This window comes from Rhodococcus sp. ENV425, from assembly GCF_002887785.1.
In the GTDB taxonomy this organism is placed as follows: Bacteria; Actinomycetota; Actinomycetes; order Mycobacteriales; family Mycobacteriaceae; genus Rhodococcus; species Rhodococcus aetherivorans.
This window is the reverse complement of record NZ_PCZU01000303.1, coordinates 8,271-15,084: the sequence shown is the minus strand read 5'-3', so window position 1 is coordinate 15,084 and position 6,814 is coordinate 8,271. Positions and strand designations below refer to the sequence as shown.

The window sequence follows — 6,814 nt, the reverse complement described above, 5'->3', positions numbered from 1 at the left end:
CGGATGTACAGCCGTGCGGTCTGGCCGAGAGTGCGGGCCTGCGAGCTGTCGTCGCCGGGAACCGTGATCACCAGGTTGTCACCGTCGATCACCACCTCGGAGCCGGACACGCCGAGGCCGTTCACGCGGGTCTCGATGATCTGCTGGGCCTGCCGGAGACTGTCCTGGCTGGGCGCGCTGCCGTCCGGGGTGCGGGCGGTGAGGGTCACCCGGGTGCCGCCCTGCAGGTCGATGCCGAGTTTCGGCGTCGCCGACTTGTCCCCGGTGAAGAAGATCAGGGCATACAGCGCCACCAGGATCGCCCCGAACAGGGCGAGGGAGCGAACTGGATGCACCGATCCGTTGGAAGGTGCCACGGTCTGTCAGTCTCCTCGATGCGAGTGAGTGATGCGCTGGTCACGGGGCCACCGCACCCGTCGGGCGCGGCCCCCGGCGCGGCCCGCACATCGGCCGGGGTGTCGACCGGTCGGTGTCCGACCGTTCAGTGCTCGGTCGGCCGGCCGGCGGGCGGCTCGGTGTCGTCGCCCTTGTCCAGCGAGAGGCCACCGGTCTCGTCCGTCGCCGAGCCGAGCTCGGTGACCCGCTCGCGGACCACGACCCGGGCCCAGGTGGTCACCACGCCGGGAGCGATCTCGAGATCGACGGTGGTGTCGGTGAGCGCGACGATGGTGGCGTGCAGCCCCGCCGTGGTCATCACCCGGTCACCGACCCGCAGCGCGTCCTGCAGTTCCGCGGTCTTCTGCATCTCCTTCTTCTGGCGCCGGATGCCGAGGAACGTCGGCACCAGCAGGGCAAGGATCAGCAGCGGGAAGAGCAGTTCCATCGTTGAAGTCAGTCCTCGAGGTCGTCCGGTATCGGGCGCCGGCGGTCGTGGACCGGCGCAGTAGACCAGTGTGCCATTACCGGCGCGGCTCCTGTACCGGCGCCGGTGGCCGACCGGTCATTCGTCGTCGAACAGGCCGGGTTGCGGTTCGCGGGCCCGCACCTCGATGCCGCCGGTAGCAGCCTCCGGCGGCGGTGTCAGCCCGAGCTGCAGCCACGCGGCCTGGGTCGCGACCCGCCCGCGCGGAGTTCGCGCGATCATCCCCGCCCGTACCAGGAACGGTTCGCAGACCTCCTCGACGGTGCCGGGTTCCTCACCGACGGCCACCGCGAGCGTGGACACGCCCACCGGCCCGCCCCCGAAGCTGCGGACCAGCGCGCCGAGCACGGCACGGTCGAGCCGGTCCAGGCCGAGCGCGTCGACGTCGTAGACCGCCAGGGCGGCCTGCGCGATCTCGCGGGTGATGATGCCGTCGGCGCGGACCTCGGCGTAGTCGCGGACCCGGCGCAGCAGCCGGTTGGCGATGCGCGGGGTGCCGCGGGAACGGCCGGCGATCTCGGTGCTCGCCTCCTCGCCCAGGTCGATGCCGAGGATCCGGGCCGAGCGCAGCAGGATCTGCTGCAGTTCCGCCGGGTCGTAGAAGTCCATGTGCGCGGTGAAACCGAACCGGTCGCGCAAGGGTCCGGTCAGCGCGCCGGAACGGGTGGTGGCGCCGACGAGGGTGAACGGGGCGACCTCGAGCGGAATCGACGTCGCGCCCGGGCCCTTGCCGACGACGACGTCGACCCGGAAGTCCTCCATCGCCAGGTACAGCATCTCCTCGGCGGGACGCGCGATGCGGTGGATCTCGTCGATGAACAGCACGTCGCCTTCGACGAGGTTGGACAGCATCGCGGCCAGGTCGCCGGCCCGCTCGAGCGCGGGGCCCGACGTCAGCCGCAGCGACGACCCGAGTTCGGCGGCGATGATCATGGCCATCGACGTCTTGCCCAGGCCCGGCGGGCCCGACAGCAGGATGTGATCCGGGGTGCCGCCGCGCAGCTTCGCCCCGCGCAGCACCAGCTGCAGCTGTTCCCGCACCCGAGGCTGGCCGATGAAGTCGTCGAGGTTCTTCGGCCGCAGGCTCGCCTCGACGTCGCCGTCGGCGGGCGTGTACTCGGCGGTCATCGGCGCCTCGTCGGGGGCACCCGCAGGGGGGAAGTCCTCGATCATCGGCTCTTGCCCAGCAAGGCCAGCGCCGAACGCAGCGCGGTGGAGGTGTCGGAGTGCGGGTCACCCGCGAGGACCGTGTCGGTGGACTGCTCCGCCTGTTTGACGGGGAAGCCGAGTCCGACGAGAGCCTCGACCACCTGGTCGCGCATGGGCGAGCCGACCACCGCGGCCGGGGCGGAGGTTCCGGCGAACGCGGCGACCTTGTCCCGCAGTTCGACGACCATGCGTTCGGCGCCACGCTTGCCGATGCCCGGGACCCGGGTCAGGGCGGCGGTGTTGCCGTCGGCGAGGGCCGCACGCAACGAATCCGGATCCAGCACGGCCAGGGTGGCCATGGCGAGGCGGGGTCCGACACCGGAAACCGTCTGCAGCAACCCGAACAGATCCCGGGCGTCGGGGTCGGGGAACCCGTACAGCGTCATCGAATCCTCGCGCACGATCATCGCCGTCACCAGGCGGGTGTCCTCGCCACGGCGGAGCGTGGCCAGGGTGGCGGGCGTGGCGTGGATCCGGTAACCGACCCCCGCGGATTCGATGACGACGTGGTCGAGTGCGATCTCGAGCACTTCCCCGCGCACCGAGGCGATCACCGTGCACCTGCCTTCCGCGCGGCGGCCTGTTCCCGCAGCCGCGCTTCGTATCGTCGTTTCTGTTCGGCCGCGGCGGCCTCGGCGGCGGCCATGCGTGCGAGCATGGGCGCACGCCAGCAGTGGCAGATCGCGAGGGCGAGGGCGTCCGCGGCGTCCGCGGGCTTCGGCGCGGTGGCGAGGCCCAGGATCTTGGTGACCATGGCCGTGACCTGCTTCTTGTCGGCCGAGCCGTTCCCGGTCACGGCGGACTTCACCTGGCTGGGGGTGTGGAACGCCACCGGGATGCCGCGTCGGGCAGCGGAGAGCGCCACCACTCCCCCGGCCTGGGCGGTGCCCATCGCGGTGCGGACGTTGTGCTGGGAGAACACCCGCTCGACGGCGACGACATCGGGCCGGAATCGGTCGAGCCAGTCCTCGGCGGCCGCGGAGATGCGCAGCAGCCGCGACGGCAGTTCCAGGTCGGGGGGTGTGCGGATCACGTCCACCGCCACGGCGGCGACCTCGCGTCCGCGGCCGGTGTCCACGATGCCGAAGCCGCATCGCGTCAGTCCCGGGTCCACACCCATCACGCGCACCCGTTCACCTCTCGACCGCTACGAACAACTGTTCGAGAGCATAGCGGCCGGGGCGGCGCGTCGCGGTATCGACACGCAGCCCCGGCCGGGAGCCGTCCGTCTCAGGCGTCGAGTTCGGCGAGGACCTCGTCGGAGACGTCGACGTTGGTGTAGACGTTCTGCACGTCATCGGAATCCTCGAGGGCGTCGACGAGCTTGAACACCTTGCGGGCGCTGTCCGCGTCGACGGGGACCTCGACCGAGGCCCGGAAGTCCGGGTCGGCCGATTCGTAGTCGATGCCGGCCTCGACGAGCGCGGTGCGCACAGCGATGAGATCGCCGGCCTCGGAAACGATCTCGAAGCTGTCACCGAGGTCGTTGATCTCCTCGGCGCCGGCCTCGAGCACGACCTCGAGGATCTCGTCCTCGGTGCGGCCGTTCTTCTCGAGCACGACGACGCCCTTGCGGGTGAACAGGTAGGACACCGAGCCGGGGTCGGCCATGTTGCCGCCGTTGCGGGTCATCGCGGTGCGGACCTCGCCCGCCGCGCGGTTGCGATTGTCGGTGAGGCACTCGATGAGGATGGCGACACCGCTGGGGCCGTAGCCCTCGTAGGTGATGGTCTGCCAGTCCGCGCCGCCGGCTTCCTCGCCGCCGCCGCGCTTGCGGGCCCGCTCGATGTTGTCGTTGGGGACCGAGTTCTTCTTCGCCTTCTGGATGGCGTCGTACAGCGTCGGGTTGCCCGCCGGGTCACCACCGCCTGTCCGGGCCGCCACCTCGATGTTCTTGATCAGCTTCGCGAACATCTTGCCGCGCTTGGCGTCGATGGCCGCCTTCTTGTGCTTGGTGGTGGCCCATTTGGAGTGGCCGCTCATTCGATTGGAGCCCCTTCCGGCGAGGTGAGGTCGGACCGGGTCCGACTGGTTCGGAGGGTCGATTCTACTCCGCGCCGACTTGCCCCGAACGGACGGTGTCGACGAAGAGTCGATGCACCCGCAGGTCACCGGTGACCTCGGGGTGGAACGACGTCGCCAGCACCGCTCCCTGCCGCACCGCGACCACCCGTCCGGCGGCCGGTCCCTCGGGGACGGTGGCCAGGATCTGCACGCCGGGACCGACCTCCTCCACCCAGGGCGCTCGGATGAACACCGCGCGCACCGGATCCCCCTCGATGCCCGCGACGTCGAGGTCGGCCTCGAACGAGTCGACCTGCCGGCCGAACGCGTTGCGCCGGACGGTGATGTCGAGGGCGTCGAGGTGCTCGGCGTCGGGGCGGGTGTCGAGCACCTGCGAGGCGAGCAGGATCATGCCCGCGCAGGACCCGTAGGCGGGCAGGCCGGCCTTCAACCGGGCGCGCAGCGGCTCGAGCAGGTCGAACACCTGCAGCAGCCGGCTCATCGTGGTGGACTCCCCGCCGGGAATCACCAGGCCGTCGACGGCGTCGAGTTCGGCGGTCCGGCGCACCCCGATCGCGCGGGCGCCGGCCGCCTCGAGTGCGGTCAGGTGCTCGCGTACATCGCCCTGGAGCGCGAGCACGCCGATGGTCGGAGAACTTCCCACTGTCGCCTGTTCTGTCGGGGACGGGACGACACCCGTCCGAAGCCTGGATATCAACGCTAGCAGCCGCGGCGGGGTGTCCCGGCTCACGGACCGCGAGCCGGATGCCGGCGCATCAGCGCAGGTAGCGGGCCAGTCCCTCCTGCACCACCGCGGCGACCATCCGCCCGTTCCGGTCGAAGATGCGGCCCTGCGTCAGGGCCCGCCCGAAACCTGCCGACGGGGACGTCTGGTCGTACAGCAGCCAGTCGTCGGCGCGGAACGAGCGCAGGAACCACATGGCGTGGTCGAGGGAGGCGCCCTGCGTCTGCTCGTCGGGATGGGCGACGCTCGCGGAGCCGAGCAGCGTCATGTCGCTCATGTACGCCAGGGTGCACACGTGCAGCACGTTGTCGTCCGGGAGCGGGTCACGGACCCGGAACCACACCTGCTGCTGTGACACGATGCCGGCGCGCCGGAAGAGGCGATCCTCCGGCACCCGTCGCAGGTCCCATTCCGGCCACTCGCGCCTGGCCCACAGGTTTCCGGGGTCGTCCGAGTCCGCGAGGTCGGCGAGGTCGTCGGGATCCGGCACCTGGGGCATCTCGTCCTGGTGCTCGATGCCGTCGTCCTGGACGTGGAACGACGCGGACATGGTGAAGATCGCCTGCCCGTCCTGCACGGCGGTCACCCGCCGGGTGCCGAACGACCGGCCGTCGCGGATCGGGTCGACGAGATACACGATCGGCTTCTCGGGGTTGCCGGGGCGGACGAAGTACCCGTGCAGCGAATGCACCGAGTACGCGGGATCGACGGTGCGCACCGCGGATACCAGCGCCTGTCCGGCGACCTGCCCCCCGAAGGTGCGCTGCAGCGACGTCTCCGTCGCCACGCCCCGGAAGATGTTCTTCTCGAGGTGTTCGAGCGCCAGGATCTCCTCGATCTTCGCCATGCGGGCTCCTTCCCGGTCCTGCGACAGGCTATCCGCAGGGCCCGGCGAGAAGCGACGGGAGCCTCCGACACGGTCGGAGGCTCCCGTCGCACGCGGGGATGCCGGCGGCGGTGGGGTCACCAGCCCCGCTCGGCGAGGCGGTGCGGAACCGGGATGTCGTCGACGTTGATGCCGACCATGGCCTCGCCCAGGCCACGCGAGACCTTCGCGAGCACGTCCGGGTCGTCGTAGAAGGTGGTGGCCTTGACGATCGCGGCGGCACGCTCGGCGGGGTTGCCGGACTTGAAGATGCCCGAGCCGACGAACACGCCCTCGGCGCCGAGCTGCATCATCATCGCCGCATCGGCCGGGGTGGCGATGCCGCCGGCCGTGAACAGCGTCACCGGCAGCTTGCCGGCCTTGGCGACCTCGACCACCAGGTCGTACGGCGCCTGCAGTTCCTTGGCCGCGACGTACAGCTCGTCCTCGGGCAGGGAGGTCAGCCGCCGGATCTCCTGGCGGATCTTCCGCATGTGGGTGGTGGCATTGGAGACGTCGCCGGTGCCGGCCTCGCCCTTGGAGCGGATCATCGCCGCGCCCTCGTTGATGCGGCGCAGCGCCTCACCGAGGTTGGTGGCGCCGCACACGAACGGCACGGTGAAGGCGAACTTGTCGATGTGGTTCTCGTAGTCGGCGGGGGTGAGCACCTCCGACTCGTCGACGTAGTCCACGCCGAGGGCCTGCAGGATCTGTGCCTCGACGAAGTGACCGATGCGGGCCTTGGCCATCACGGGGATGGACACGGCCTCGATGATGCCTTCGATCATGTCCGGGTCGGACATGCGGGACACGCCACCCTGGGCGCGGATGTCGGCGGGGACGCGCTCGAGCGCCATGACGGCGACGGCACCCGCGTCCTCGGCGATCTTCGCCTGCTCGGGGGTGACCACGTCCATGATCACGCCGCCCTTGAGCATCTCGGCCATACCGCGCTTGACGCGGGCGGTGCCGGTGGTGGGAACGGACTCGGGGCTGCTCACAGCAAGAACTCCTGGGGTATGGCCTGCAGAAACTGACGCGGCGGACGGAATCGGGCACGTCGCGGCGCCGCTCCCGATTCTAGGGGCACCGCGGGGACCGTCCCATAGCCAGTCGCGAGGCCCTGGCC

General features: G+C 70.7%; 8 protein-coding genes and 1 pseudogene. All 9 read right to left on the bottom strand.

Annotated features, from left to right (window positions below):
- Nucleotides 1-356: pseudogene (locus tag CQZ88_RS28790) on the bottom strand (protein translocase subunit SecD); the annotation flags it as partial.
- A gap of 125 nt (nucleotides 357-481) precedes the next feature.
- Nucleotides 482-823, bottom strand: a complete 342-nt coding sequence (yajC, locus tag CQZ88_RS28785; RefSeq protein ID WP_050035146.1) for a preprotein translocase subunit YajC — start codon at nucleotides 821-823, stop codon at nucleotides 482-484.
- 117 nt (nucleotides 824-940) lie between these two features.
- The gene (gene ruvB, locus CQZ88_RS28780; RefSeq protein WP_373867520.1) at nucleotides 941-1,990 is read right to left on the bottom strand and encodes a Holliday junction branch migration DNA helicase RuvB; all 1,050 of its coding nucleotides are present in this window, start codon (nucleotides 1,988-1,990) and stop codon (nucleotides 941-943) included.
- A gap of 41 nt (nucleotides 1,991-2,031) precedes the next feature.
- A complete protein-coding gene (ruvA, locus tag CQZ88_RS28775; RefSeq protein ID WP_006941026.1) occupies nucleotides 2,032-2,625 on the bottom strand; it encodes a Holliday junction branch migration protein RuvA in 594 nt (197 codons plus the stop codon).
- Nucleotides 2,622-3,200 (bottom strand): crossover junction endodeoxyribonuclease RuvC, encoded by a 579-nt coding sequence (gene ruvC / locus CQZ88_RS28770; RefSeq protein WP_006941029.1) that lies wholly within the window; start codon nucleotides 3,198-3,200, stop codon nucleotides 2,622-2,624. The genes ruvA and ruvC overlap by 4 nt, the downstream gene beginning before the upstream one ends.
- A 101-nt stretch (nucleotides 3,201-3,301) precedes the next feature.
- Entirely contained in the window at nucleotides 3,302-4,054 is a 753-nt protein-coding gene (locus tag CQZ88_RS28765) for a YebC/PmpR family DNA-binding transcriptional regulator (RefSeq protein WP_006941030.1), read from the bottom strand.
- A gap of 64 nt (nucleotides 4,055-4,118) precedes the next feature.
- Nucleotides 4,119-4,739, bottom strand: a complete 621-nt coding sequence (gene pdxT / locus CQZ88_RS28760) for a pyridoxal 5'-phosphate synthase glutaminase subunit PdxT (protein WP_102800639.1) — start codon at nucleotides 4,737-4,739, stop codon at nucleotides 4,119-4,121.
- Between the two features lie 112 nt (nucleotides 4,740-4,851).
- A complete protein-coding gene (locus tag CQZ88_RS28755; protein ID WP_006941032.1) occupies nucleotides 4,852-5,667 on the bottom strand; it encodes an acyl-CoA thioesterase II in 816 nt (271 codons plus the stop codon).
- Nucleotides 5,668-5,783: 116 nt separating this feature from the next.
- Nucleotides 5,784-6,686, bottom strand: coding sequence for a pyridoxal 5'-phosphate synthase lyase subunit PdxS (gene pdxS / locus CQZ88_RS28750; RefSeq protein WP_006943825.1), 903 nt, complete (start codon nucleotides 6,684-6,686; stop codon nucleotides 5,784-5,786).
- Nucleotides 6,687-6,814 lie beyond the last annotated feature (128 nt).

What these genes read in the sequence shown, in the direction of transcription:
- yajC (WP_050035146.1), bottom strand. Translation starts at nt 823, where the DNA reads ATGGAACTGCTCTTCCCGCTGCTGATCCTTGCCCTGCTGGTGCCGACG.
- ruvB (WP_373867520.1), bottom strand. Translation starts at nt 1,990, where the DNA reads ATGACCGCCGAGTACACGCCCGCCGACGGCGACGTCGAGGCGAGCCTG.
- CQZ88_RS28765 (WP_006941030.1), bottom strand. Translation starts at nt 4,054, where the DNA reads ATGAGCGGCCACTCCAAATGGGCCACCACCAAGCACAAGAAGGCGGCC.
- CQZ88_RS28755 (WP_006941032.1), bottom strand. Translation starts at nt 5,667, where the DNA reads ATGGCGAAGATCGAGGAGATCCTGGCGCTCGAACACCTCGAGAAGAAC.